The following is a 22,458-nucleotide window of genomic DNA, read 5'->3' as shown; positions in this document are numbered from 1 at the left end:
GGTGCTGCCGCTGGTCAGGTGTGCGTAGGTGCGACACTTTACCCGCGCCCGGAGAGCGACTCGACAATCCGGCAGTCACTGATTACGCCGCCTGCGCAGCATCCGCTAAGCCGTTCCAGCTCCTGCTCCATGGCCCGCAGATCGCGCAGGCGCAGGCGTACCTGTTCCAGCTGTTCTTTGACTTTGGTATCGAGCGCGGTGCAGGGCGCTTCACTGCGGTCGGCAAGGCCGAGTAGCCCGCGAATATCTTCGATGCTAAAGCCCAACCCGCGGCTACGCCGGATAAACAACAGCCGGTCATGTTCCCTGGTGGTGTAAAGGCGATAGCCGGCGGCGCTGCGGCTCACGGTGGGCAACAGGCCCAGTCCTTCGTAGTAGCGAATGGTGACGGCCTTGGTACCGGTAGCCTTGGCAAGCTGCCCGACGGTGTATTGCGAGGTGCTATTGGATGCTGGCGGCATAGCGCTTGACCTTATAGTAACTATAACCATCACTCTAGCAGCTAATGGCAGCTTGAGAGAGGAGTAGATGATGGACAGTTGTTGCGATGACAAGGGGAGCGAACTGGCCCAACTGCGCGGTCGGCAGGCGCGGGTGCTCTATATTGTGCTGGCGATCAATGCGCTGATGTTCGTCGTGGAGTTCAGTGCCGGGTGGATACTGAGTTCCACCGCGCTGCTGGGCGACTCACTGGATATGTTCGGCGATGCGCTGGTGTATGCGATTTCGTTATTTGTGCTGCACCGTGGCACCCGCGCCCGGGTAGGCGCTGCGCTGTTCAAGAGCGGTTTTCTGCTGTTGTTCAGCTTGTTGATTATCGCTGAAGCGGTGCGCAAGAGTGTGCTGGGCGTGGTGCCGGAGGCGGGTTGGATGGGGCTTATCGGTTTTATGGCCCTTGCTGCAAATTTGAGTTGCCTGCTGCTGCTTTACACTCATCGCAGTGACGACATTAATATGAGCTCGACCTGGTTATGTTCGCGCAATGATGTGATTGCCAATCTCAGCGTGCTGGCTGCAGCCGGGCTGGTGATGTTCAGCGGATCCTTCTGGCCGGATCTGATAGTCGGGGTGTGCCTGGCGCTGCTTTATCTGCACTCTTCGGTGCAGGTTGGACGGAAGGCATGGCCGGAATGGCGGCGTGGTGATATTCCGCCTGCGGATTGCTGTGCAGGTGATGGAGAGGTTCAGGCGCAGGCTTCATCGGCCGGGTGTTGCGGTTCGAGTGCCAAGAAACCGTAGCCTTTGACTGACCGGCGACGCATGGGTCACCGGTCAGTCAAGCCAGTTCTGTGGGTAGAATTACATCAGTTTATCCAGAGTAACCGGCAGGTCGCGGACGCGTTTGCCGGTGGCGTGGAAGATGGCGTTGGATACCGCTGCGGCGACGCCGACGATACCAATTTCACCCACGCCCTTGGAGCCCAGTGCATTGACGATTTCGTCGTGTTCTTCAACGAAGATCACATCGATATCGCCAATGTCCGCCTGCACCGGGATGTGATACTCGGCAAAGTTGTGGTTCATGAAGCGGCCCAGTTGATGATCCATCTGGGTTTCTTCATGCAGGGCCTGGCCGACGCCCCAGACCACGCCGCCAACAATCTGGTTGCCTGCGGTTTTCGGATTGACGATGCGCCCAGCAGCAATGGCGCTGACTACGCGGCTAACCTTGACCATGCCGGTGTCTTCATCCACTTTCACTTCGACGAATACCGCAGAGTGCGTGCCGGTGGCGTAGCCGTCGCGCTCTTCACCGGGTTCGACACTGGCCTCGGCCTCCATCGTACCGGTTTCGACGGCGATATCTGTCAGCCTGACCTTCTGCTCGGGGTCGTTCTTGACGAACAGCCAGCCGTCGGCGAAGTCGATTTCTTCCAGCGTTTTGCCGCTGAACGGGGAAGCCGGGCTTTGCTGAACGGTATCCAACAGTTTGCGGCGCAGCTCCAGGCAGGCTTTCTGCACTGCACTGCCGACTGAAGACACAGTGAAAGAGCCGCCCTGCAATGGCGCTTCAGACATGCTTGAATCGCCCAGCTTGAACTCCACCTGCTCCATCGGGAAGCCCATTGCCTCGGCGGCGATCTGGGTCATCACGGTGTAGGTGCCGGTGCCGATATCCGTAGTCGCGCTGCTGACGATCAGCTTGCCGGTGGCGTCGATGCAGGCCTTGGCGCTGGCGGGCATTTGCATGGCTTCCCATACACCGCTGGCCATGCCCCAGCCAACCAGTTGGTGGCCATCCTGCATGCTACGCGGCTGCATAATGCGCTTGGACCAACCGAAGCGCTCGGCGCCTTGCTCGTAGCATTCACGCAGTGCCTTGCTGGAGTAGGGCTTGTCTTCATTGGCGTTGTGAGTGGTAAAGTTCTTCAGGCGCAGCTCGACCGGATCGATATTGGCGGCGTAAGCCAGTTCATCCATTGCGCATTCCAGCGCATATACGCCGATGGTCGCGCCGGGTGCGCGCATATCCAGCGGGGTATATACATCCAGCGGCACCAATTGGTAATCCAGCTCGACGTTCGGGCATTTGTAGAGCATGCCGGACCATTCGACTTCCTGCTCGGTGAAATCCTCGAAGGTAGAAGTCTGGGCGATGGCCTGGTGGTAAATCGCCTGTAGCTGACCGTCGCTTGCAGCGCCAATAGTTAGACGCTGGATGCTACGCGGGCGATAGCCGAAGGTGAACATTTGCTGACGTTTGAGCGTGACCCGCACCGAGCGCTTGAGCTTGAGCGCGGCCATGACCGCCAGCGGCAACTGATACTGCGGCCGCAGACCGGAGCCGAAGGCGCCGCCTACATAGGGCGAGAGGATGCGGATCTGGTCTTTCATGTCGAACACGTCTTCCAGATACCGCATGCAGTTCTGCACGCCCTGGGTCTTATCGTAGATTTCCAGCTTGCCATCCACCAGGTAATGCACGGTGGAGGCGTGGGGCTCCATCGGGTTGTGATGCTCGACCGGCGTGGTGTATTCGACCTCGACTTTGACTGCAGCGCTATTCAGCGCTTGCTGGGTATCGCCGCGCGGGTCGGGCAGGTCAGCCGGGGCTTCGTGCATCTGTTCGAGATTGGCCAGCAGGTCGGTGGCGTGATTTTCTTTCTCGTATTCAACCTTGATCAGGCTGCCGGCATAGCGTGCCAGCTCCAGATTCTCAGCCACAACCAGGGCTATCGGTTGGCCGCTGTAGAGGATACGGTCGTTGAATAGCGGGCGAAACGGCGAGCCGTCTGCAGCGTCATCGTCTTCATAGGGTTTATCGTAGCCGGCAATCGGCGGACGATTTTCGTGGGTCAGCACCAGCTCGACGCCGGGTACGGCTTCTGCCGCGCGGGTGTGGATATGCGCGATACGACCGCGGGCGATGGTGCTGTTGACCACGCTGCCATAGAGCAGGCCTGGCAGAGCAAATTCACTGGCGTATTGCGCCTGGCCCTGGACCTTCAGCGGACCATCTACACGGTCCAGCGGCTTGCCGACCGGGGAGGTTTTCGCGTTCATCATGCGGCTCCTTCTACGGCGTCGCTCAGCGCGCGCACAATGGCGCGGCGGGCCAGCTCGATTTTGAATTCATTGTCTTTAAAGCCGCTGGCACCGGCCAGCAACGCATCAGCCAGTTCGGCAAAGGCGGCCTTGTCTGCCGGCTTGCCGACCAATAGCGCTTCTGCTTCAGGGCTGCGCCAGGGCTTGTGGGCGACTCCGCCGAGTGCTACGCGGACGCTGCGGATCACACCGCCGTCCAGCTCCAATGCCGCCGCGACGGATACCAGTGCAAAGGCGTAGGACGCGCGGTCCCGAATCTTCAAGTAGGCATAGTGGGTGGCATAGTTTTCTGCGGGCAGCTCAATGGCGGTAATCAGCTCGCCATCCGCCATGGTGTTATCCAGCTCGGGCGCGCTGCCGGGCAGGCGATGGAAGTCGGCAAAGGTGATGCGACGTTCGCCCTGGCGACCTTTGACAATCACGGTAGCGCCCAGTGCCGCGAGCGCTACGCACATATCAGAGGGGTGCACGGCGATGCATTGGGCGCTGTGACCCAGGATCGCATGGATGCGGTTCAAACCGTCACGCGCTGGGCAGCCGGAGCCGGGCTCGCGCTTGTTGCAGGGCGTGCCGGCGTCGTAAAAGTAATAGCAGCGGGTGCGTTGCAGCAGGTTGCCACCGGTGGTGGCCATGTTGCGCAACTGCGGCGAGGCGCCGGCGAGAATGGCTTTGGACAGCAGCGGATAACGCTGTTCGATGCGTTCGTCCCAGGCCAGATCGGAATTGCTGACCAGTGCGCCGATGCGCAGGCCGCCGTCTTCAGTTTCTTCCATGTCTTTAAGCGGCAAGCGGGTGATATCGATCAACTGCTCTGGGCGCGTGACATTCTCTTTCATCAGGTCCAGCAGGTTGGTGCCGCCGGCGATATAACGGCTGTTGGCCTTGAACAGGCCGATAGCTTCATCCACACCGGCGGGGCGTGCGTATTCAAATGGGTTCATCGGCTCACCTCGCTGCTGTTGGCCAGTTGTTTGCGGGTGTCCGGCATGGCGTCCTCAATGGCCGAGAGAATATTCGGGTAGGCGCCGCAACGGCACAGATTGCCGCTCATCTGCTCACGTAATTCGTCCCGCGTCATTACGTGGCCTTCAGCGGTCATGCCGACGGCGGAGCATATCTGCCCGGGCGTACAGTAGCCGCACTGGAAAGCGTCGTGTCTGACGAAGGCGGCCTGCATCGGATGCAGCTCATCGCCGTTGGCTAGACCTTCTACCGTCGTCAGCTTGGCACCGTCATGCATGACCGCCAGGGTCAGGCAGGAGTTGATACGCGTGCCATTCAACAGCACGGTACAGGCGCCACACTGGCCGTGGTCGCAGCCTTTTTTGGTGCCGGTCAGGCCGATCTGATCGCGGAGCAGATCCAGCAAGGTGGTCCACGGGTAGACGTCGAGTTGACGGGTTTCGCCGTTGATTTCAATGCTCAGCGGGCAGGTCGCAATCGGAGTTGTGCCCTGGGGATCGGTTGTTGAACTCATGCGTGCCTCACGGTAGGAGTGGGCGCCAAAGGCGGCGCGCCGAAATTGCGCAGTGTGTGCGTCTAGAAATTACGACTGGGGGGCGAGCAATTCGTTCAGGTATTTCTGAGGGCTGTTATGGCGCAAGGCGATCAGTTGGGACATCGATATCGAGCAGTATGCCGCGGTCTTCTACGGCGATCTCCTGCACCGCAGATAGCGCGAATAGCTCCTGGGCGCCCTGGTCGCCCTGCAGTTCGCGCAGGTAGCTGGCGTAATGGCTGCCGATGATCCGAGGATGCCCGCGCCGACCCTGAAATGTAGGTGCTGCAAGAGCGTGCGGTTGAATGGCCTGGGCCATGCGCTGCCAGGTAGCTGTTTGTATGTAGGGCATATCCGCCAGAACGACCAGCCAGCCAGTGGAAGATCCGGTGGCAGCAACGGCCTGTGCCAGGCTGTGGCCCAGGCCGTTGCTGCTGATACACAGCAGCTCAATACCTAACGCCGGCGCGTGTTGCTCGGCAAACTTGAGCCGGGCTGGTTGATCATCGGGCAATACCAACACGCAGCGCTCGGTCAGGCCGGCACAGGCGCGCAGGGTGGCCAGTAATATCGGGACGGATGTACTTTCTGCATTGCTGCTGGGTGCAAGCAGCTTGTCTTCACCGCTGTGCTGGCGATAACGCTGACCCTGTCCTGCCGCGAGAATCAGGGTGCAGCCTGCGGCTGGCGTCCAGTCACTCATGCGCAGCTACGCTGTTGCTGATTGGTTTGATTTTCTCGCTCACCTGCCAGGATCGCGTTCTTGATGGCGACGACCTCGGCCATCATCGACAACGCAATTTCGGCCGGAGTACGGCTACCAATCGCCAGACCGATTGGGCCATGCAGGCGTTCAACCTTGGTGCTGGAGATGCCCAACGAGATCAGCCGCTCCTTGCGTTTGGCGCTATTGCCGCGCGAGCCAAGCGCGCCGACGTAAAAGGCATCCGACTCCAGCGCCGTGAGCAACGCCATGTCATCCAGACGCGGGTCGTGGGTCAGGGCGACGATGGCGGTGTGTGCGTCTGGCTCAATGGCCAGCACCGCGTCATCCGGCATGCCGTCAACAAAGCGCACGCCGGTCACTGGCCAATCCTGACTGTAAGCCTCCCGCGGATCGCAGATCAGCACCTCAAAGCCCAGACCTATCGCCAGATCGGCCGCGTAACGGGATAACTGGCCGGCGCCAATCATCAATATACGCCAACCAGGGCCGAAGGGCGCGCGCAGGGTTTCGCCATCAAACTGGAAGGTTTCATCTCGCGTGACCGGGTGCAGCTGCACTGCGCCGGTGGATAGTTGCAGCTCTCGACACACCCGTTGATGCTGGGTGCAGCGGGCCAGCAGGGTATCGATCCATTCGGATGAGGTGAGCGGCTCGCGCACCAGGCGCAAGGTGCCGCCACAGGGTAGACCGAAGCGTGCCGATTCCTCGCGGGTGATACCGTAGGTGATGAGTTCGCAGCCGGCAGGGGGGGCATCTGCGTCAGCCTGGCGGGCGAGTAGATCGTCTTCTATGCAGCCACCAGATACCGAGCCTTCGATACGCCCGTCGGCACGCAGCGCCAGCAATGACCCGACCGGCCGTGGCGCGCTGCCCCAGGTCTGAATGACGGTGTACAACGTCACAGCGTGACCGCGATGCAGCCAGTCACTCGCGCGCTTGAGTACTGCGAGATCTACGCTATCCACGCTGGTGCTCCGTTCAAGGGTCTTGCTACGTTCATCGTTAAACCGCTCACCGTTATTAATGCTCATGCGGAAATCGATTCCGACATGCAGCATAGGTTCGGTACCCGGCCCTTAAACCCGAAAATGGATCCCCGCGTGCGCGAGGATGACGGGGTTGCGGCCGCATCGCCACCACGATATCTGGCCGTGCCTCACTCCTGTAATCACGGCCACTTGAAGCCTCGTCATTCCCGCGCACGCGGGAATCCATTTTGACCTTCATGTCGCTGCCATTTACCCAACCGCCAAAAACAAAAAACCGCCAGCCACTGAGTGGGCGGCGGTCGAGAAGGCTGGCGAAACTCAGCGCTCCTTGATTTCCTTGACGTCAGATTGCGGGATCTGATTTTCCCGGCCCTCTTCATCTTCGTACATGATCATGCCGGTGTCTTCGTCGATCTCGGGCTTGTCCTGGCTATCGATCATGCGGCCATCGTTGGTGCTGATTACATAATCGCTGGCACAACCAACCAGAGTCAGCATACCAAGAGCGCAAATACTCGCCAGAATGGATTTCTTCATATCGTGTTCTCTCACATTAGGTTGTTCCAAATTGTCAGAATTATTGACCCAAGAGATTTTAAAACGTTCAATCGAATTGCTCTGTAGACCCTTTGGCAGGGCCTTGCAGGCATAAAAAAACCCCGCACGAGGCGGGGTTTTTGACGTGCTTTTTGCTTACAGCTGGGCGACCGGAATGGACGCTGCGGCTTTCTGGTAAGACTCGATTTCGTTGAAGTTCATGTACCGATAGATATCGGCGGACATGCTGTTGAGTTCAGCAGCGTAGCCCATGTATTCCTCAACGGTCGGCAGGCGACCCAGGATCGAAGCAACCGAAGCCAGCTCGGCAGAGGCCAGGTACACATCTGCGCCATCACCCAGACGGTTCGGGAAGTTCCGTGTGGAGGTGGACACTACGGTGGACTTGGCAGCCACACGTGCCTGGTTACCCATGCACAGCGAGCAACCGGGCATTTCCATGCGCGCGCCAGCTTTGCCGTAGATGCCATAGTAGCCTTCTTCGGTCAGCTGGAACTGATCCATCTTGGTTGGCGGAGCCAGCCACAGACGGGTCGGCAGGGCACCCTTGTTTTTCTCCAGCAGTTTACCGGCGGCGCGGAAGTGACCGATGTTGGTCATGCAGGAGCCGATGAAGACTTCATCAATCTTCTCGCCAGCTACCTGAGACAACAGACGGGCATCGTCCGGATCGTTCGGTGCACACAGAACCGGCTCTTTCACGTCGGCCAGATCGATTTCGATCACGGCGGCGTATTCGGCATCTGCATCGGCTTTCATCAGCTTCGGCTCAGCCAGCCAGGCTTCCATGGCCTGGGCGCGACGCTCCAGGGTACGTGGATCCTGATAACCGTTGGCAATCATCCAGCGCAGCAGGACGATGTTGGACTTCAGATACTCGGCAACCGACTCTTCGCTCAGGTTGATGGTACAGCCGGCAGCAGAGCGCTCGGCGGATGCATCAGACAGTTCGAAAGCCTGCTCGGCAGTCAGGTGATCCAGACCTTCGATTTCGAGAATCCGGCCAGAGAACACGTTCTTCTTGCCTTTCTTCTCGACGGTCAGGTGACCTTGCTGGATAGCGTAGTAGGGGATGGCATGCACCAGATCACGCAAGGTGATGCCAGGCTGCATCTCACCCTTGAAGCGCACCAGAACGGATTCCGGCATGTCCAGCGGCATAACGCCAGTGGCCGCAGCAAAGGCAACCAGACCGGAACCGGCCGGGAAAGAAATGCCCATCGGGAAACGGGTGTGCGAGTCGCCACCGGTGCCGACGGTGTCAGGCAGCAGCATGCGGTTCAACCAACTGTGGATGATGCCGTCACCAGGACGCAGCGCAACACCACCACGGTTGTGGATGAAGTCAGGCAGCGTGTGGTGCGTGGTCACGTCGATGGGCTTGGGGTAAGCCGCAGTGTGACAGAACGACTGCATCACCAGGTCAGCGGAGAAGCCCAGGCAAGCCAAGTCTTTCAGCTCGTCGCGGGTCATCGGGCCGGTAGTGTCCTGGGAGCCGACGGTGGTCATCTTCGGTTCGCAGTAGGTGCCAGGGCGAACGCCTTCGACGTTACAGGCTTTGCCGACCATCTTCTGCGCCAGGGTGAAACCCTTGGTGCTTGCAGCCGGTACGTCGGGCAGGCGGAACAGGTTTGCAGCGGGCAGACCCAACTCGGCGCGGGCCTTGTCGGTCAGGCCACGGCCAATGATCAACGGAATACGCCCACCGGCGCGTACTTCGTCGAGCAAAACCTGAGTCTTGAGTTCGAAAGTAGTGATGACTTCGTCAGTACCGTGCTTGCATACCTTACCGTCGTAAACATAGACGTCGATCACGTCGCCGGTGTTCATGTCGTTGACATCGAACTCGATCGGCAGAGCGCCAGCATCTTCCATGGTGTTGTAGAAGATAGGGGCGATCTTGTTACCAAAGCAGAAACCGCCTGCGCGCTTGTTCGGCACGTAAGGAACGTCGTCGCCGAAGAACCACAATACCGAGTTGGTGGCAGATTTACGCGAGGAGCCAGTACCGACCACGTCACCGACGTAAGCAACCGGGAAGCCTTTGGATTTGACCTCTTCGATCATCTTCAGCGGACCGATGGCGCCTTGCTCGTCAGGCACGATACCGTCACGGGCCATTTTCAGCATGGCCAGGGCGTGCAGTGGGATGTCAGGGCGTGACCAGGCATCCGGAGCGGGTGACAGGTCGTCGGTGTTGGTTTCGCCAGGCACCTTGAATACGCTCAGGCTGATTTTCTCGGCAACGGCGGGGCGGTTGGTGAACCATTCGCCATCGGCCCAGGATTGCAGTACTTCCTTGGCGTGGGGGTTGCCATTCTTGGCACGGTCGGCGACGTCGTGGAAGGCATCGAACATCAGCAGCGTGTGCTTGAGTTCCTTGGCAGCGGTTGCGGCCAGCTCTTCGTTATCCAGTAGCTCAACCATGGTGACGATGTTGTAGCCACCCTGCATAGTACCCAGCAGCTCAACGGCACGCAGTTTGGTCAGCAGTGGAGAGGAGACTTCGCCCTTGGCGACGGCGGACAGGAAGCCAGCCTTGACGTAGGCAGCTTCATCTACGCCCGGAGGTACACGGTTGGTTAGCAGATCGAGCAGAAACTCTTCTTCGCCAGCCGGTGGATTTTTCAGCAGGTCAACCAGACCAGCAGTTTGTTCGGCGTTCAGCGGCTGGGGCACGATGCCCTGTGCTGCGCGTTCTTCTACGTGTTTGCGATAGGCTTCAAGCACAATTATTACCCTCATCAGTCTGTTCTGCTTGTGGCGGAACGGTCATCCTCACGGACCCAGAGAAGCACTGAATAAGCATCTTTGAACAGCTTGATGAAGGGAGTTATTCAGTGCTTCCCCTTACGTGCCGGATACGGCTGGGTGCAGGCATGAGCCTGGTGCGGGTGGCGGGCAACCCGGTAACTGACCTGATGGTGGCGCGGCAGATACGGATGGGGTTGCGGTGACGCCTGACACACAGCCCTAACGGCGGGCTGATTCTACAGTAAGCGCCGGGTAAAGTTAAGCGGCCAAGTCCTATGACCTTAGTTTAAACGGCCCTGATAGAGTTCAAGTAGAGCGCCGCCTGGTTTACCCTGTGCATCCTGCCTGCTGGAGAGAGTGCATGTCTGACCCCGCCTATACCGATAAAACACCCTGCATCGGGCTGTGTTCGACCGTTTACGGCGATCAGGTATGCCGGGGCTGCAAGCGCTTCAGCCATGAAATCATCCTGTGGAATGGCTACGCCAGCGATGAGAAGGCTGCGGTATGGCAGCGCCTGGAGCAATTGCTGGAGCGGGTGGTCAATGCGCGGATCGAGATTGTATCCAGCCTGGCTCTGCATCAGGCGCTGAGCGCACGCAAGGTGGTGTATTGGGGCGAACAGCCGTTGGCGTGCCAGGCTTACCGATTGCTGACACGATGCGTGGAGGAGGGGTTGCAGGGTACCGGGTTACGATTGCGTCCGGCCTATGCCAACGTCAGTCTCAAGCAGTTGCGCGACGACATCGACCAGACTTTCTTTGATCTTTCGTTGGCCTATTACCAGCGGCATGTCACTCCCCAGCCAGGCTCCTGCGATTAAGCCTGGCTGAAGGCGAGCCGTTATTTTTCCAGAATCCTTTCCAGATGAGCCAGGGTATCTTCCGGCTTGAGCACCAGAATGTCTGAATCCAGTTGGTCGAGGATCACCTCGGCGGTATTGCCAATCAAGGCGCCGGCGATGCCCTTGCGTGCGACCGTGCCAATGACCGTGACGCTGGCGCCGATCTGCCGGGCAACCTTGGGAATCAAGGTGTCTGCCGGGCCTTCAGCAATGTGCATGTGCTCCAGATCCAGCCCGTTTGCCTCGGCGTAACGCTGAGCCTGATCGCGGTAGCGCGTGGCGATGTTTTCGCGTAACTGATAGATCGGGTCGGCCGCAGAGAGCATCGGCGCGGGGTGGGCGCTGACCAGGTGCAGCTCGCCGTTGATCATCTCGACTATGTCAGCGGCGTGGCTGACGATAGTGTCGTGCAGTACATGGTGCTGATCATCGTGATTACCCACATCCACCGCCGCCAGTACATTACCTTTCATCCAGGATGCAGTGGTTTTCACCAGCAGAACCGGGGCAGGGCAGTAGCGCAGCAGCTTCCAGTCATCCGGTGTCAGCAGCGCCTTTTTCAGCGGGTTGTCCGGCAGATGCTGCTTCACCACCAGCTCGCAGCCCTGGCTGCTCAGTACATGAATGACAGTGTCGGTCAGGTTGCTGTGCCAGGCTTGGCTGGAGGTGGCCTGCAGGCCTGCGGCCTTGAGGTCGGCACAGTGCTTGTCCAGAGTGCGCACGTGATCGTCGCGGTCTTCGCAGACCAACAAGTGCAATTCCGCATCGATGACGCCGGCTATGAGCTTGGCTCGATTGAGTGCCAGTTGATCCGTTTGGGTAGGATCGATGACGACGAGAATTCGTTTGATCGCTTGCATGGCTTTCTCCGTTACTGCGCGTGAGTTGCTATTTTGATTTCTTCCCTTAAATGTAGCCTGTTTTCGCGTGTCCGCTGTTGATATGGATCAACCCAGGTAGGTGCGTTCGCTGCAGTTGTCATGGATAATCAAACCCTTATCCCCCGTTACCGCTGCCTGGGACCTGATTACGCTGATGAATTTGCCGCAAGAATTAATTGATTTTTTGCCCTGCCGTACACCCGATGCCTGGGTTGATCAGGCGCTGGCGCATCCAGAAGAACTGTTGATTGATCACGCCAATTGCGAAAAGAAGGCGGCTTCAACGGCGCTCAACCTGATGTTTCGTTACATCGACAAACCTGTGCTGCTACAGAAAATGTCGAGGCTGGCGCGCGAGGAGCTACGGCATTTTGAGCAGGTGACTGCGCTAATGCAGAAACGCGGTGTGGTTTATCGCGGGCTGTCTGCCAGCCATTACGCCCAGCGACTACGCCAGCATGTGCGCACCGTGGAGCCCGGCAGGTTGGTGGATACGCTCATCGTTGGCGCTTTTATCGAAGCGCGCTCCTGCGAGCGTTTTGCTTGTCTGGCGCCGCATCTGGATGCCGAGCTGGGCGATTTCTATCGTTCGTTATTGAAGTCGGAAGCGCGGCATTATCAGGATTATCTGGGCCTTGCTCGGCAGTTTGCCGAGGGGCCGATTGATGACCGCATCGCCCTGTTTGCACAGCTGGAAGGTCAGGCGGTAATGGAAAATGATACCGAGTTTCGCTTTCATAGCGGCGCGCTTGATACGTCTGCGAAGCACGCGGCAGGCACAGCGCTATAAATCAGCCGTGAAGTGTCTATACTGAGGCATTGGATACGAATTCCAGACCCCCATTCAAGGAGTTCAGATGGCGATCAAGCGAACGGCCAAAGCTGGGATTCATCGCACATTAGTAATGCCCGCTTTGTTACTTGGGCTACTGAGCGCCGGCGCAGCGCAGGCGGCCAACGGCCTTTGCGAGCGTATTGTTGTCACCGGCAACCCGCAGTACCCACCGATCCTCTGGGTTGATCCCGCGGACGAAAAGCACCTCACCGGTGCTGCCGTCGAGCTGTTGGGCATGGCGTTGGAGGGTACCGGCGTCAAGGCGGAAGTGTTGAATGTTGGCCCCTGGTCCCGCGCGCAGGAAGAAGTCCGCAGCGGCCGGGTGGATATGCTCGCTGGAGCCTTTCTGACCCGTGAGCGGCTGGGGTTTATGGATTATGTTTACCCGCCCTATGTCGAAGTTCCGAGCGTGCTGTTCGTCAAGCGAGGGGAGGTGTTCCCTTACAGCGGGTGGGATGACCTGCGCGACAAGAAGGGCAGCACTCTGTTGAATAACAGCTACGGTATGGCCTTCGATACCTTTTCCCGTGACCATCTGCAGATCGACAAGGTGTCGTCCATCGAACAGTCTTTTCAGACCCTGGTGCGCGGACGCGTGGATTACGTGATTTATGAGCGCTATCAGGGATTGGCCCTGGCTCAGCAGTTGGGCATCGAGGGTGAGTTGGAAATTCTCGAAGGCTCGCTGATCAATGAACAGTTGTATTATACCCTGTCGCACAACTCGGCCTGCAATTCCCCGCAGTTGCGCGCGATTCTCGCGCAGAACATGCAGGACCTGACCAGCAAAGGTGAGCCCCGCCGACTGCTGGAAAAGTATCGGGAGCTCTGGGCTGCTCAGTTTGCCCCTGATCCCGGGTCGATCACCGAGGAGCCGTTGGCGGAATAGGTTGCTGAACAGAACAGTTTGTTTCTAATGGTTTTGCACCTGCACACTTGGTGGCTTTGCTATTCTGTACAGGCTCATTCTCGAGCAACTGTACGGTGATCACTGTTCCCTCCCTGCGTTAGGGTATCCAGTGACGCAGGGAGAGACGCCATGACCAGCCTTTTATACCAGCAGATAGCCCGTCAGCTGGCCGACGATATCCACAAAGGTTTTTATCAGCCCGGTGAGCGCGTGCCCTCGGTACGCAAGCTGAGCACGCAGAAGGGCGTCAGCCACGCCACTGTTCTGCATGCCTACGCCACTCTTGAAGACCAGGGCCTGATTCGTGCACGCCCACAGTCCGGGTATTACGTGCACCAGACCCCTGCATTGACCGCCCCGACGCCGCCCATTTCACGCGTCGAGCCGCCTTACGCGGTTACCCGTAGCGGTATTATCAGCGAGATTCTCAGCCTCTCGCGCCGCGGCGATATGATGCCGCTTGGCGCCGCAGTACCGTCCAGCGAATTTTTACCGCTGCGGGCGCTGCATCAGCAGATGAGCAAGGTCACGCGCTTTCATAGCAGGCAGGCCTATAGCTATATCTTCAGCCCGGGTTACGAGCCGTTACGGCGCCAGATTGCGATTCGCATGCGTGATGCCGGCGCGGTCGTTGAACCGTCCGAGATCGTGATTACCAACGGCTGTGTCGAAGCGCTGCAACTGTGCCTGCGCGCGCTGACCAGCCCCGGCGATCTGATTGCCAGTGAGTCGCCTAGTTATTACGGCCTGGTGCAGTTGTGCCAATTGCTGGGCTTGAAAGTCATCGAAATTCCTACCGATCCTGAGACCGGCTTGAGCCTGGAGTCGCTGGAAAAGGCTGCGGAGAAATGGCCTATCAAGGCGCTGGTGGTCACCACCCGTGCTGGCAACCCGATGGGCGCGACCATGTCTGAAAGCCGCCAGCGCAAGCTGTTGAGCATGATGGCCCAGCGCGGTATTCCGGTGGTGGAGGACGACATTTACGGCGAACTGATGTTTGACCCAGGCCGCTCTAAAGCGCTCAAGGCATTCGATTGCTCGGATACCGTGCTGTATTGCTCAAGCTTCTCCAAAACCATCTCGCCGGGTCTACGTACCGGTTGGGTGATTGCTGGCAAGCATCAGGACACCATCGAGAAGTTGCAGACCTTTACCACGCTGTCCGCCTGTAGCGTTAGCCAGATGGCGGTGGCCGCGTACCTGGAGAACGGCGGGTACGACAGACACCTGCGTTATATACGCCAGGAATACCGGCGCAATCTCAGCCATTTCCAACTGGCAGTTCAGCAGTACTTTCCTGAAGGCACGCAGATCACTCGGCCCCGCGGTGGGTTTATTCTCTGGGTCAGTCTGCCAGGTAATATCGACGCGCAGCTGTTGTTTACCCAAGCGCTGGCGCATGGCATCAGCATTGCGCCGGGTGCGGTGTTCAGTAATTCCGACCAGTTCAATCACTGTTTGCGGCTGAATTGTGGCGTGCCTTGGAATCAGGAAACCGAACGAGCGGTCATGACGCTGGGGGTTTTGGCTAAAGGTTTATTGAGCAAAAACAAAATAGTAGAGGAGGTTGGTGAGGAAGTGGCTTAAGTTTTTATTGGCTCTTTCGCGGCGGGGCCGCCGCTCCCACAGGCCGCCGCTTCTGTAGGCTTTGGCACCAGTCTGGGTAGGAGCGGCGGCCCCGCCGCGAAAACGGACCCGAATCCATCGCGGGTCAGCGCGCCGCCAATACAGCCCGCGCCACCCTCGAGCCATTCTCCCGGCCAATCACCTGGCTGATCCGCGCGCCGGCATCAACCAGCAAATCCAGATCAATCCCGGTTTCAATGCCCAGCCCGTTCAACAGGTAGAGCACGTCTTCGGTGGCCACATTGCCTGTCGCGCCCTTCGCATAGGGGCAGCCGCCCAATCCTGCGACTGAACTGTCGAATACGCTGACACCTTCAAGCAGGCTGGCATAAATATTCGCCAGCGCCTGGCCGTAGGTATCATGGAAATGCCCGGCCAAACGGTCACGGGGTACATGGGCAGCGCAGGCTTCAATCATTTTTCGCGTCGCGCCTGGCGTACCGGTGCCGATGGTGTCACCCAGCGACACCTCATAACAGCCCATGGCGTATAGATCGCGGGCGATACAGGCGACCTGGTCTGCACTGACCTCGCCTTCGTACGGGCAACCCAGTACGCAGGAGATATAACCACGCACTTTGATCCCCGCGGCCTGCGCGGCCTCAAGCACCGGTGTAAAGCGCTCAATGCTCTCAGCGATGGAGCAATTGATATTGCGCTGGGAGAACGCTTCGGAGGCGGCAGCAAATACTGCGACTTCTCGCACGCCAGCTTCCAACGCTGCTTCCAGACCCTTGAGGTTGGGGGTCAGTGCTGAATAGGACACGCCGTCACGTTGCTTAATACCCGCGAATACCTCAGCCGAGCCGGCCATTTGCGGCACCCACTTGGGAGATACAAAGCTGCCTACCTCAATATGGCTGAGCCCGGCAGCGCTCAGATCGTCAACCAGACGCACCTTGTCGGCCACGCTGATCGGCTGCGACTCATTCTGCAGGCCATCCCGCGGGCCGACGTCGACCAGAAGCACCTTTTGCGGCGTTGTCATTCACTTTCCTCCAACTCGACCAGCACGGCGCCCTCGGCGACGAGATCACCTTCGCTGCAGAACAGCGTGGTGATATTGCCTGCGTGCGGCGCACGGATGCTGTGTTCCATCTTCATCGCCTCAAGCACCAGCAACACGCTGCCCGCTTCGACCTGATCGCCCACCTGGACCATCAGGCGCACAATACTGCCATTCATCGGCGCCTGAAGACCACCGCTGTGGTGATGAGCCTGTTCTGCTTCGCTAATCGGATCGAAGGCATCGAGTTGCTGCCACTGGCCGTGCCAGCGAAGAAACACCGATTGGTCGGTGGCCAGCAGGGGGTAACGTTGGGTGACGCCATCCTGCATCACAGTCAGCATTTGCTCCGGGTAATCAAACTGACAGCCCTGCGGGATTTTCACATCCAGCTGCCGATCTTGCTCACCACAACGCAGGTGCAATCGGCTGATTGCTGGCAGGCCGCTACGCCAGCCAAGGTTCAGTGTTTGCCAAGGGGAGGGCATGGCTTGTGTTGTCCGCCTGCTCAGCAGCCAGGCGCAGCCGGCCAGAGTCCAGAAGTCATCGTCCAACGCCGGGCGATCCGGGATCAGCGCGGTTTCATGGCGAGGAATAAAGCCGGTATCCAGCTGTGCGTCGGCAAAGGCCGGGTGTTCGATAATGCGGGTCAGAAAGCTCAGGTTGGTCTGCAAGCCGGCAATGGCCGTTTCCCGCAACATGCCAAGCAGGTTGAGGCGAGCCGCTTCTCGGGTGTCACCCCAGGCAATCAGTTTCGCCAGCATCGGATCGTAGAAGGGAGAAACCTCATCGCCTTGGTCCACGCCGCTATCCATACGCCGGCCGGGTCCGTCAGCCGGTTCGCGGTAGAGTGCCAAGCGTCCGCTGGCGGGTAGAAAGCTGTTGGAGGGATCCTCGGCATACAGCCGCGCTTCGATCGCATGGCCATTGAGCGGCACCTGCGCCTGCTCCAGGGGCAGCGGTTTGCCCTGAGCAATATCCAATTGCCAGGCGACCAGGTCCTGGCCAGTGATGGCTTCCGTCACCGGGTGCTCGACCTGCAGCCGGGTATTCATTTCCATAAAATAAAAGCGCTGCTGCTCGTCCAGCAGAAACTCGACGGTGCCGGCGCCTACATAGCCAATGGCTTGGGCGGCCTTGACCGCAGCGTCGCCTATGGCGGAGCGTAACTCGGGGCTAAGACCCGGGGCGGGCGCTTCTTCAATAACTTTCTGGTGGCGGCGCTGGATCGAGCAGTCACGTTCATTCAAATGAATGCAGTGGTCATGCTGATCAGCGAATACCTGGATCTCGATATGCCGGGGCCTGATCAGATAGCGCTCAACCAGCATCCGGCTGTCGCCAAAACTGGCCTGGGCCTCACGTTGGGCGGACGCCAGCGCGTCTGCCAGGTCGGCGTCACTATCCACCACCTTCATACCTTTGCCACCGCCGCCCGCTACCGCCTTGAGCAGCACCGGATAGCCCATCGTTGCAACTTCACGGCGGAAGCACTCCAGGCTCTGGTCTTCGCCATGGTAGCCGGGCACCAACGGCACGCCAGCTTTCTCCATCAGGTTTTTCGCGGCAGATTTGCTGCCCATGGCATCGATGGCGCTGGCCGGTGGGCCGATAAAGATCAGGCCTTGGCTCTCGCAAGCCCTCGCAAAATCGGCGTTTTCGGACAAAAAGCCATAACCTGGGTGAATTGCCTGAGCCCCGGAGGTTTGTGCCGCCGCCAGAATCAGTTCGGTGCGTAGATAGCTATCCGCGGGTTTGGCGCCGCCGAGATTGATAGCCATATCCGCTTCACGCACATGTCTTGCGTGGCGGTCGATCTCGCTGTGCACGGCCACGGTACGAATGCCCATGGCCTTGGCGGTGCGCATGATGCGGCAGGCGATTTCGCCGCGGTTAGCGACCAACAACGTGGTGATGGGAGTGCTCATCGTGGGCCTATTCCTGATTCTGTTGCCAGCTTGGCTTGCGCTTGTCGAGGAAGGCGGTCAGTCCTTCCTGGCCTTCAGGGCTGACGCGCACGCGGGCGATGGAGGCTTCGGTATAGCGGCGCAGAGCGGTGGTGAGGTCACCGTGCTTGACCTCCTGCATAAGGGCTTTGGTTGCGCGCATCGCGGCAGGGCCGTTGAGTAGGAGGTTGGTAGTCCAATCTTCCACTGCTTGGTCCAAGGCGTCAGCGGGGTAGGTGGCGGCGAGCAATCCAAGCTGTTCTGCGCGCAAGCCGTCGAAGCGTTCGGCAGTCAGGGCGTAACGTCGCGCGGCACGTTCGCCAATCGCCTTGACCACATAAGGGCTGATCACCGCCGGGAGAATGCCGATACGCACTTCCGAGAGTGAAAACAGCGCGTCGTCGCTGCCGATGGCCATATCGCAGCAGCTGATCAGCCCCAACGCGCCGCCAAAGGCCGCACCTTGCACTACCGCTAATGTCGGCAGTTTCAGCTGATACAGGCTGGCCATCACCTGCGCCAGCTCGCGCGAATCATTCAGGTTGGCGTTGTAGTCCAGCCTGGCGCTTTCCTGCATCCAGGTCAGATCCGCCCCTGCGGAAAAATGCTTGCCGCGGCCGCGCAGCAGCATGAAGCGCAGCTCCGGCCGAGCTTCGACTTCGTCAAAGGCCAGCAGCAGCTCGCGAATCATCTCGGCGTTGAAGGCATTGTTTTTTTCCGGGCGATTCAGCCAGAGGGTGGCGACGCCGGTGTGGCTGTATTCGAGTTCGAGCGTGTTGAAGGCAGTCATGTCTATCCAGTGTTTGGGGGAGCTTCAAGTTGCAAGCGGCAAGCTTCAAGCTGTCCTGCGTTGGTAATGAATACGGTTCTAGTCGGTTCTGATTTTAACTTATCGCTTGCAGCTTAGAGCTTGCCGCTCGCGCCTCCGGCGCGCCCTACATCCTGAAAACACCAAAGCGCGTCGGGTTTATTGGCGCGTTCAGTGACGCAGACAGCGCAAGCCCAAGTATGTCACGGGTCTGGGCCGGGTCGATGACGCCGTCATCCCAGAGCCGGGCGCTGGAATAATACGGATGCCCCTGGCGTTCGTATTGCTCCAGAATCGGGTCGCGCAGTTGCGCCTGCTGTTCACTGGGAAAGGTACCGCCGCTGCGCTCGGCCTGTTCCTGCTTGACCTGCACCAGCACACCGGCGGCCTGTTCGGCACCCATTACCGAGATCCGCGCGTTCGGCCACATCCACAGAAAGCGCGGGTCATAGGCGCGCCCGCACATACCATAGTTGCCGGCGCCGAAGCTGCCGCCAATGATCACGGTGAATTTCGGCACCTGAGCACAGGCAACAGCGGTTACCAATTTGGCGCCGTGTTTTGCTATGCCGCCGGCTTCGTATTTCTGCCCGACCATAAAGCCGGTGATGTTCTGCAGGAACAGCAGCGGAATGCCGCGCTGGCAGGCCAGCTCAATAAAGTGCGCGCCTTTTTGCGCCGACTCGGCAAACAGAATGCCGTTGTTGGCCAGAATCGCTACTGGATGCCCATGCAAATGCGCAAAGCCGCACACCAATGTGGTGCCGTACAGCGCCTTGAATTCATCGAACTGGCTGTCATCTACCAGCCGAGCAATCACTTCACGCACGTCGAAGGGCTGTTTGGGATCCGCCGGAATTACCGCGTATAGATCTTCTGCCGGATAGCGTGGCGCGATGGTCGCGCGCAGATTCAGTTCGCCCTGTTTGCGCCAGTTAAGATTGGCGATACAGCGGCGGGCGAGGGCGAGGGCGTGTTCGTCATTCTCGGCGTAGTGGTCGGCCACACCGGAGGTTCTGCAATGCACGTCGGCGCCGCCCAGCTCTTCGGCGCTGACCACTTCTCCGGTCGCAGCCTTGACCAGCGGCGGGCCGGCGAGAAAGATCGTTGCCTGATCACGGACCATGATGGCTTCATCCGCCATCGCCGGCACATAGGCGCCACCGGCGGTGCAGGAGCCCATGACCACGGCAATCTGCGCGATACCCTGGGCGCTCATATTCGCCTGATTGAAAAAGATGCGGCCAAAATGTTCCCGGTCCGGAAAGACTTCATCCTGACGCGGGAGGTTGGCGCCACCCGAATCAACCAGATAAATACAGGGCAAGCGGTTCTGCTCGGCGATGGCCTGTGCGCGCAGGTGTTTCTTTACCGTCAGCGGATAGTAGGAACCGCCTTTGACCGTGGCATCGTTAGCGACGATCATGCATTCCACGCCCTCAACCAGACCGATACCGGCAATGATTCCGGCCGCTGGCACCTCTTCACCGTAAACCTCATGCGCGGCCAACTGTCCGATCTCCAGAAAGGGCGAGCCCGCATCCAGCAATGTATCGATACGCTGGCGCGGCAGCAGCTTGCCGCGCGACAAGTGCCGCTCTTGCGCCGTTGTGCCACCGCCTTCAGCGACCTTGCGCAAAAGGGTTTGCAGTTCATCCACCAGTCCGCGCATGGCATCACGATTCACTGAGAACTCGGCCGCCGCTGGGTTAAGCTGCGTACGCAACACACTCATCGCACCGCCTCCAAGCCTGCTCTTAACCACTTGCAGCTGATAGCTTGCCGCTTGCCGCTGGTTTTACCGTGTTTCATTAAACAGCTCCCGCCCGATCAACATCCGCCGAATCTCGCTGGTGCCAGCACCGATTTCGTAGAGCTTGGCATCGCGCAGCAGGCGTCCGGTGGGGTAATCGTTGATATAGCCATTGCCGCCAAGGATCTGGATTGCTTCCAGGGCCATCTGCGTGGCGCGCTCGGCGGTATATAGAATCACCCCGGCGGCATCCTTGCGCGTCGCTTCGCCGCGATCACAGGCCTCGGCTACCGCATACAGGTAAGCGCGGCTGGCGTTGAGTTGGGTATACATGTCGGCCACCTTGCCCTGGATCAGCTGAAACTCACCGATGCTCTGGCCAAACTGTTTGCGGTCGTGAATATAGGGCACTACTTCATCCATGCACGCCTGCATGATGCCGACCGGGCCGCCGGACAGCACAACGCGCTCGAAATCCAGACCGCTCATCAGCACCTTGACGCCAGCATTGACGCTGCCCAGCACGTTTTCTGCGGGCACTTCGACGTTGTCGAAGATCAGTTCACAGGTGTTGGAGCCGCGCATGCCGAGTTTGTCCAGTTTGGGCCCCCGGGAAAATCCGGCCCAGTCCCGTTCGACGATAAAAGCGGTGATGCCGTGCGGGCCTTTTTCCGGCTCGGTCTTGGCGTAGATCACATACACATGCGCATCCGGGCCGTTGGTGATCCACATCTTGGTGCCGTTCAGCACGTAGTTCTCGCCACGCTTCTCAGCGCGCAGTTTCATGCTCACCACATCCGAGCCGGCGCTTGGTTCACTCATCGCCAGCGCGCCGATATACTCGCCACTGATCAAACCGGGCAGGTAACGGGCTTTCTGCTCCTGGCTGCCATTGCGATTGATCTGGTTCACGCACAGATTGGAGTGTGCGCCGTAGGAGAGCCCGGCCGAGGCAGAGGCGCGGCTGATTTCTTCCATGGCCACCACATGCGCCAAGTAGCCCAGGCCGGCACCGCCGAACTCTTCGCTAACGGTAATGCCGAGCAGGCCCAGATCGCCAAAACGGCGCCACATCTCGGCGGGGAACAGGTTGTCCTTGTCGATCTGCGCGGCGCGCGGCGCCAGTTCACTGCGGCAGAAGGCCTGGACCTGCTCCCGTAGCATGTTCACGGTATCGTCCAGGCCGAAGTTCAAAGAGCTGTAATGCATGTGGTCACCTGTGCAGCATTGTTGTTGTCGGGGCGAAGCTCAAGCGCTGATCGGTTGGCCCGCGCGGGCGCTGATCAGTGCCGCGTGGCAGCGTTCTTCGGCGGTGTCGAGTTCGATCTGCATCTGCTGAATATCCAGCATCTGCTGGTCCAGTTGCGCGCGGCGCTCGGTAATCTTGTCGAGCATGGTCTGCAACTGTTTATGGTTGCCGCCGGCCGGGTCATAAAGACTGATCAGTTCACGGCACTCGGCCAGGGAGAAGCCAATGCGTTTGCCGCGCAGAATCAGCTTTAGGGTGACCTTGTCACGGGCAGCGTAGATTCTTTCCTGGCCGCGGCGCTCCGGGCTGAGCAGGCCTTGTTCTTCATAGAAACGGATCGCACGGGTGGTGATATCCAGTTCGCGGGCGAGATCGGAGATAGAGTAGCTGGTCATGGGTGGGCGATCCTTTGGTTAACCTTTACGTTAACGTAAAGAAGCGCGCGAAATCTGTCAATTGATCATTAGTGGGTAAGGACGATGCTGAAGGACGAAATTTGAACGGGGCGGCGGCAAGTGGCAAAGGCAG

General features: G+C 59.2%; 20 protein-coding genes. 5 read left to right on the top strand and 15 right to left on the bottom strand.

Going from position 1 to position 22,458, the window contains the following annotated elements; all coding sequences use genetic code 11:
* Positions 1-38: 38 nt before the first annotated feature.
* Complete coding sequence (locus EAO82_RS13405; RefSeq protein ID WP_096346398.1) at positions 39-461, bottom strand: MerR family transcriptional regulator; 423 nt, start codon at positions 459-461, stop codon at positions 39-41.
* Between the two features lie 70 nt (positions 462-531).
* On the opposite strand from EAO82_RS13405, the gene EAO82_RS13400 reads away from it, so the two are divergent.
* Entirely contained in the window at positions 532-1,239 is a 708-nt protein-coding gene (locus EAO82_RS13400; RefSeq protein ID WP_096346399.1) for a cation transporter, read from the top strand.
* Between the two features lie 60 nt (positions 1,240-1,299).
* On the opposite strand, the gene EAO82_RS13395 is transcribed toward EAO82_RS13400, so the two are convergent.
* The 7 genes from EAO82_RS13395 to acnB all read right to left on the bottom strand — a co-directional run bounded on the left by EAO82_RS13395 (position 1,300) and on the right by acnB (position 10,063).
* Positions 1,300-3,504: a xanthine dehydrogenase family protein molybdopterin-binding subunit gene (locus tag EAO82_RS13395; RefSeq protein ID WP_096346400.1), complete on the bottom strand. Its 2,205-nt coding sequence runs from the start codon at positions 3,502-3,504 to the stop codon at positions 1,300-1,302.
* The gene (locus EAO82_RS13390) at positions 3,504-4,487 is read right to left on the bottom strand and encodes an FAD binding domain-containing protein (protein WP_096346401.1); all 984 of its coding nucleotides are present in this window, start codon (positions 4,485-4,487) and stop codon (positions 3,504-3,506) included. Before EAO82_RS13390 ends, EAO82_RS13395 begins: the two co-directional genes overlap by 1 nt.
* A complete protein-coding gene (locus tag EAO82_RS13385; protein WP_096346402.1) occupies positions 4,484-5,023 on the bottom strand; it encodes a (2Fe-2S)-binding protein in 540 nt (179 codons plus the stop codon). The genes EAO82_RS13390 and EAO82_RS13385 overlap by 4 nt, the downstream gene beginning before the upstream one ends.
* A gap of 115 nt (positions 5,024-5,138) precedes the next feature.
* Positions 5,139-5,747 (bottom strand): NTP transferase domain-containing protein, encoded by a 609-nt coding sequence (locus EAO82_RS13380; protein WP_096346403.1) that lies wholly within the window; start codon positions 5,745-5,747, stop codon positions 5,139-5,141.
* Positions 5,744-6,736: an XdhC family protein gene (locus EAO82_RS13375; RefSeq protein WP_096346404.1), complete on the bottom strand. Its 993-nt coding sequence runs from the start codon at positions 6,734-6,736 to the stop codon at positions 5,744-5,746. Before EAO82_RS13375 ends, EAO82_RS13380 begins: the two co-directional genes overlap by 4 nt.
* A 342-nt stretch (positions 6,737-7,078) precedes the next feature.
* Positions 7,079-7,297 (bottom strand): YgdI/YgdR family lipoprotein, encoded by a 219-nt coding sequence (locus EAO82_RS13370; RefSeq protein WP_149331781.1) that lies wholly within the window; start codon positions 7,295-7,297, stop codon positions 7,079-7,081.
* A 156-nt stretch (positions 7,298-7,453) separates the two neighbouring features.
* The gene (gene acnB / locus EAO82_RS13365; RefSeq protein ID WP_231703208.1) at positions 7,454-10,063 is read right to left on the bottom strand and encodes a bifunctional aconitate hydratase 2/2-methylisocitrate dehydratase; all 2,610 of its coding nucleotides are present in this window, start codon (positions 10,061-10,063) and stop codon (positions 7,454-7,456) included.
* 370 nt (positions 10,064-10,433) lie between these two features.
* Here acnB and EAO82_RS13360 point away from each other — a divergent pair, with 370 nt between their 5' ends.
* Entirely contained in the window at positions 10,434-10,895 is a 462-nt protein-coding gene (locus EAO82_RS13360; protein WP_096346576.1) for a DUF1289 domain-containing protein, read from the top strand.
* A 20-nt stretch (positions 10,896-10,915) separates the two neighbouring features.
* On the opposite strand, the gene EAO82_RS13355 is transcribed toward EAO82_RS13360, so the two are convergent.
* The gene (locus EAO82_RS13355) at positions 10,916-11,776 is read right to left on the bottom strand and encodes a universal stress protein (RefSeq protein ID WP_096346575.1); all 861 of its coding nucleotides are present in this window, start codon (positions 11,774-11,776) and stop codon (positions 10,916-10,918) included.
* 175 nt (positions 11,777-11,951) lie between these two features.
* On the opposite strand from EAO82_RS13355, the gene EAO82_RS13350 reads away from it, so the two are divergent.
* The 3 genes from EAO82_RS13350 to EAO82_RS13340 all read left to right on the top strand — a co-directional run bounded on the left by EAO82_RS13350 (position 11,952) and on the right by EAO82_RS13340 (position 15,129).
* Positions 11,952-12,587, top strand: a complete 636-nt coding sequence (locus tag EAO82_RS13350) for a tRNA-(ms[2]io[6]A)-hydroxylase (protein ID WP_096346580.1) — start codon at positions 11,952-11,954, stop codon at positions 12,585-12,587.
* Between the two features lie 67 nt (positions 12,588-12,654).
* Complete coding sequence (locus tag EAO82_RS13345; RefSeq protein ID WP_231703207.1) at positions 12,655-13,521, top strand: substrate-binding periplasmic protein; 867 nt, start codon at positions 12,655-12,657, stop codon at positions 13,519-13,521.
* A gap of 150 nt (positions 13,522-13,671) precedes the next feature.
* The gene (locus EAO82_RS13340; RefSeq protein ID WP_096346574.1) at positions 13,672-15,129 is read left to right on the top strand and encodes a PLP-dependent aminotransferase family protein; all 1,458 of its coding nucleotides are present in this window, start codon (positions 13,672-13,674) and stop codon (positions 15,127-15,129) included.
* 124 nt (positions 15,130-15,253) lie between these two features.
* On the opposite strand, the gene EAO82_RS13335 is transcribed toward EAO82_RS13340, so the two are convergent.
* The 6 genes from EAO82_RS13335 to EAO82_RS13310 all read right to left on the bottom strand — a co-directional run bounded on the left by EAO82_RS13335 (position 15,254) and on the right by EAO82_RS13310 (position 22,325).
* Positions 15,254-16,156, bottom strand: coding sequence for a hydroxymethylglutaryl-CoA lyase (locus EAO82_RS13335; protein ID WP_096346573.1), 903 nt, complete (start codon positions 16,154-16,156; stop codon positions 15,254-15,256).
* Positions 16,153-18,102 carry an acetyl/propionyl/methylcrotonyl-CoA carboxylase subunit alpha gene (locus EAO82_RS13330; protein ID WP_096346572.1) on the bottom strand — a complete coding sequence of 650 codons (1,950 nt, stop codon included), beginning with the start codon at positions 18,100-18,102 and terminating at the stop codon, positions 16,153-16,155. Before EAO82_RS13330 ends, EAO82_RS13335 begins: the two co-directional genes overlap by 4 nt.
* Before the next feature lie 7 nt (positions 18,103-18,109).
* Positions 18,110-18,910, bottom strand: a complete 801-nt coding sequence (locus EAO82_RS13325) for a gamma-carboxygeranoyl-CoA hydratase (protein WP_096346571.1) — start codon at positions 18,908-18,910, stop codon at positions 18,110-18,112.
* Positions 18,911-19,055: 145 nt separating this feature from the next.
* Positions 19,056-20,663: a carboxyl transferase domain-containing protein gene (locus EAO82_RS13320; RefSeq protein WP_096346570.1), complete on the bottom strand. Its 1,608-nt coding sequence runs from the start codon at positions 20,661-20,663 to the stop codon at positions 19,056-19,058.
* Positions 20,664-20,726: 63 nt separating this feature from the next.
* Entirely contained in the window at positions 20,727-21,890 is a 1,164-nt protein-coding gene (locus EAO82_RS13315) for an isovaleryl-CoA dehydrogenase (RefSeq protein ID WP_096346569.1), read from the bottom strand.
* 39 nt (positions 21,891-21,929) lie between these two features.
* Entirely contained in the window at positions 21,930-22,325 is a 396-nt protein-coding gene (locus EAO82_RS13310) for a MerR family transcriptional regulator (protein WP_096346568.1), read from the bottom strand.
* Between the last annotated feature and the right edge of the window lie 133 nt (positions 22,326-22,458).

This window comes from Halopseudomonas pelagia (genome assembly GCF_009497895.1).
Taxonomy (GTDB): Bacteria; Pseudomonadota; Gammaproteobacteria; order Pseudomonadales; family Pseudomonadaceae; genus Halopseudomonas; species Halopseudomonas pelagia_A.
This window is presented reverse-complemented; position numbering and strand designations above follow the sequence as displayed.

Excerpts from the sequence above, each read along its gene's own strand:
- EAO82_RS13345 (WP_231703207.1), top strand. The coding sequence starts at position 12,655 with ATGGCGATCAAGCGAACGGCCAAAGCTGGGATTCATCGCACATTAGTA.
- EAO82_RS13385 (WP_096346402.1), bottom strand. The coding sequence starts at position 5,023 with ATGAGTTCAACAACCGATCCCCAGGGCACAACTCCGATTGCGACCTGC.
- EAO82_RS13360 (WP_096346576.1), top strand. The coding sequence starts at position 10,434 with ATGTCTGACCCCGCCTATACCGATAAAACACCCTGCATCGGGCTGTGT.
- EAO82_RS13405 (WP_096346398.1), bottom strand. The coding sequence starts at position 461 with ATGCCGCCAGCATCCAATAGCACCTCGCAATACACCGTCGGGCAGCTT.
- acnB (WP_231703208.1), bottom strand. The coding sequence starts at position 10,063 with ATGAGGGTAATAATTGTGCTTGAAGCCTATCGCAAACACGTAGAAGAA.
- EAO82_RS13335 (WP_096346573.1), bottom strand. The coding sequence starts at position 16,156 with ATGACAACGCCGCAAAAGGTGCTTCTGGTCGACGTCGGCCCGCGGGAT.
- EAO82_RS13340 (WP_096346574.1), top strand. The coding sequence starts at position 13,672 with ATGACCAGCCTTTTATACCAGCAGATAGCCCGTCAGCTGGCCGACGAT.
- EAO82_RS13325 (WP_096346571.1), bottom strand. The coding sequence starts at position 18,910 with ATGACTGCCTTCAACACGCTCGAACTCGAATACAGCCACACCGGCGTC.
- EAO82_RS13390 (WP_096346401.1), bottom strand. The coding sequence starts at position 4,487 with ATGAACCCATTTGAATACGCACGCCCCGCCGGTGTGGATGAAGCTATC.
- EAO82_RS13355 (WP_096346575.1), bottom strand. The coding sequence starts at position 11,776 with ATGCAAGCGATCAAACGAATTCTCGTCGTCATCGATCCTACCCAAACG.
- EAO82_RS13370 (WP_149331781.1), bottom strand. The coding sequence starts at position 7,297 with ATGAAGAAATCCATTCTGGCGAGTATTTGCGCTCTTGGTATGCTGACT.
- EAO82_RS13350 (WP_096346580.1), top strand. The coding sequence starts at position 11,952 with ATGAATTTGCCGCAAGAATTAATTGATTTTTTGCCCTGCCGTACACCC.
- EAO82_RS13310 (WP_096346568.1), bottom strand. The coding sequence starts at position 22,325 with ATGACCAGCTACTCTATCTCCGATCTCGCCCGCGAACTGGATATCACC.
- EAO82_RS13380 (WP_096346403.1), bottom strand. The coding sequence starts at position 5,747 with ATGAGTGACTGGACGCCAGCCGCAGGCTGCACCCTGATTCTCGCGGCA.
- EAO82_RS13320 (WP_096346570.1), bottom strand. The coding sequence starts at position 20,663 with ATGAGTGTGTTGCGTACGCAGCTTAACCCAGCGGCGGCCGAGTTCTCA.
- EAO82_RS13395 (WP_096346400.1), bottom strand. The coding sequence starts at position 3,504 with ATGAACGCGAAAACCTCCCCGGTCGGCAAGCCGCTGGACCGTGTAGAT.
- EAO82_RS13315 (WP_096346569.1), bottom strand. The coding sequence starts at position 21,890 with ATGCATTACAGCTCTTTGAACTTCGGCCTGGACGATACCGTGAACATG.
- EAO82_RS13330 (WP_096346572.1), bottom strand. The coding sequence starts at position 18,102 with ATGAGCACTCCCATCACCACGTTGTTGGTCGCTAACCGCGGCGAAATC.
- EAO82_RS13400 (WP_096346399.1), top strand. The coding sequence starts at position 532 with ATGGACAGTTGTTGCGATGACAAGGGGAGCGAACTGGCCCAACTGCGC.